The following is a 2,433-nucleotide window of genomic DNA, read 5'->3' on the forward strand; positions in this document are numbered from 1 at the left end:
CGACGTGCTCCAGCAGGATTTCCCGCACGCTCTCGCCGTTGACCTTGGTAACCGAGAATGAGCGAACCCGGCCCCCGCGCTCCATGACGGAAACAACCGGCATCTTCTTGGCGTTGGCCTTGATGCGGCGGGCCTTCTTCTCGGCAGCGCTCATAAACTTCTTCATGCTCTTTGGCTTGCCACCCAGGTAGACCTCGTCCGCCTCGATCTCGCCCGAGAGCTGGTCGTCAAAGACTGGGTCCTTGAGGGCGTAGCGGATGCGGTGGAGCATGTGCCATGCCGTGCGGTAGCTGCCCAGCTTCAGGTGGCGCTGTAGCTCCAGAGCCGAAATGCCGTTCTTTGAAGAGCAGACCAGATACCACGCCAGCATCCACTTGCGGAGCGGCACCTTGGACTTCTCAAAGATGGTGCCAACTGTCACGGTGAACTGTTTGGAGCACTCGGCACACTTGTAGAGGCCCTCACGGACCTTCTTGGCCTTGTTTGGCGTGACCTTGTAGACCCGCGCCTTGTCGCAGTTGCCGCAATGCGGGCAGACCGGCCCCTCCGGCCAGCGGATGGCCTCAAGGAACTTACGGGCCTTCTCGTCAGTGGAGAAGCGGTCCAGTATTTCGAGCATCCCCAGATGGGTTGGGTCTTCAATGATTTCGCGGTTCGTTGCCATGCTCAAATCATGACAAATTTACGTGGTTTTGTCAAGTGCATAGTCGCCTAGATCAGGGCGACTATGCACTCAGCAAACCCGTAGAGTTCTTCAGCGCAGCTCGTAGGGCTTGAGCGGACTGACCTTGCCGGGGTCGACTCCCACGGCGGCGGCGCTGGCCCGTGCGTGGGTGGCGACTTCGTTGCTCGGGTCGCTCAAGAGGTCCTTCAGGATGCTCCAGGCCCGGTTTTTTGGCAGATTTGCGGCGTCCGTGGCGGCCTGCAGGCGCACGCCGGCCTGTGTGTCTTTTGCCGCCAGGGTGAGGATCTGATGGCGGGTCTGCTCATCCATGGTGGCAACTGCCTTGAGCGCCTCCAGGCGGATCTGGACCTGCTCGTCGCTCATGGCCTGCTCAAGCACGGGCAGGGCGAAGTCCCGCTCGAAAGCGCTGACCTGCTCGAGAACCGCTGTTTTCAGCGCATCGTCGCCCTTCTTCAGCGCGAGGATGAACATGTCCTGTCCCACCTGCTTGCCCCGACGGGCAGCGTCTTCGAGGGCGAGCAGCTTGTCCTCATGGCCCAGCTTGCCGCTGAGCGCGGCCTCGATCACGGGCTGCGCGTGGGAGTCCTTGAGCTCGGGCAGGGTGCGCAGCGCACTGGCGACCCGGGCGGGATCGCCGCTCTTGATATCGGCCACCAGATAGCCCGTGCGCGTGGCCCCGGGTGTTTCGAAGCCGCCACCGGGCGCCTCGTTGACGGTCTGGCCGGCGGCGGGGGCGGCGAGCAAAATCAGAAGAGAGAGGGTCAGTGCGGGCACGCGTTTCATTCGGGCGTCCTCTATTGGGTTTCCGGCAGTGGTCGCCGCGGGTTCGCAATTCCGACTTTCCTCAAGCATATTACCGGGATGCACGCCGATCCAAATGCCGGCGGTGCTTGACTCGCCCGCGCCCCCCGGAAATGATGCGCGGGCTTCGGGCCGGGCCCTTGAGGGGTCTCAGGCCGCACAGACGGACAAGAGAAGGGCAGGGCCGAGACTTTGGGCCAGGAATTTGAAGGAAAACTCGACGCATCGGGCATGTCGGTAGCGATTGTGCTGGCGCGTTTCAATGGATTCATCACCGAGCGGCTTCTCGACGGAGCGCTCGACTGCCTCAAACGCCACGGCGCAGACGAGTCGAAAATCGACACCTACCGGGTCCCCGGTGCTTTCGAGATCCCGATGCTGGCCGACAAACTGGCTGCGCAGAAGAAGTATGACGCCATCATCTGCCTTGGCTGCGTGATTCGCGGCGGGACGACCCACTACGAACACGTTTGCAACGAGTCCATCAAGGGCGTCGCCGAAGTGAGCCGTCGCCACGGGGTTGCCGTGGGCCTTGGTATCATCACGACCGAGAACATCGAGCAGGCGATCGAGCGTGCCGGTACCAAGGCGGGCAACAAGGGCGTCGACGCGGCGCTGGCCGTCATCGAGATGGTCTCGCTCTACCGCGCCGCCGGGCTTTCCTGAGCCCGTTGCGCATGGGCGCTCGCAAATCCAGTCTTCACAATGGCCGCACCCGCGCGGCAGTCGCCGTCGCAGTGCGCCGGTAGGCAGGGGCATCTTGTTTCCATGGGCAAACGCCGCAAAGCCAGAGAAGCCGCACTTCAGGCGCTCTACCAGCTCGATTTGAGCAACTGGGAAAAGCAGGGCGATATCCGCGAGCTGCTCACCCAGGTCCACCGCGGCGAACCGCTCGGCCCGGTGAGCGAGGCCTATGCCGCGACCCTGGTCGAGGGCGTATCGGCAAG

Annotated in this window: 3 protein-coding genes; 1 reads left to right on the top strand and 2 read right to left on the bottom strand. The window is 63.0% G+C overall.

All coding sequences use genetic code 11. The features are described from left to right. On the bottom strand, positions 1-664 hold a 664-nt coding region (locus KDH09_13660), incomplete at its 3' end, for an IS1595 family transposase (GenBank protein MCB0220741.1). A 90-nt stretch (positions 665-754) separates the two neighbouring features. After that, positions 755-1,468: a HEAT repeat domain-containing protein gene (locus KDH09_13665; protein ID MCB0220742.1), complete on the bottom strand. Its 714-nt coding sequence runs from the start codon at positions 1,466-1,468 to the stop codon at positions 755-757. 210 nt (positions 1,469-1,678) lie between these two features. On the opposite strand from KDH09_13665, the gene KDH09_13670 reads away from it, so the two are divergent. Further along, on the top strand, positions 1,679-2,152 hold the full coding sequence (locus KDH09_13670; GenBank protein MCB0220743.1) for a 6,7-dimethyl-8-ribityllumazine synthase: 474 nt from the start codon (positions 1,679-1,681) through the stop codon (positions 2,150-2,152). Positions 2,153-2,433: the final 281 nt, after the last annotated feature.

Source organism: Chrysiogenia bacterium, from assembly GCA_020434085.1.
Lineage (GTDB): Bacteria > JAGRBM01 > JAGRBM01 > JAGRBM01 > JAGRBM01 > JAGRBM01.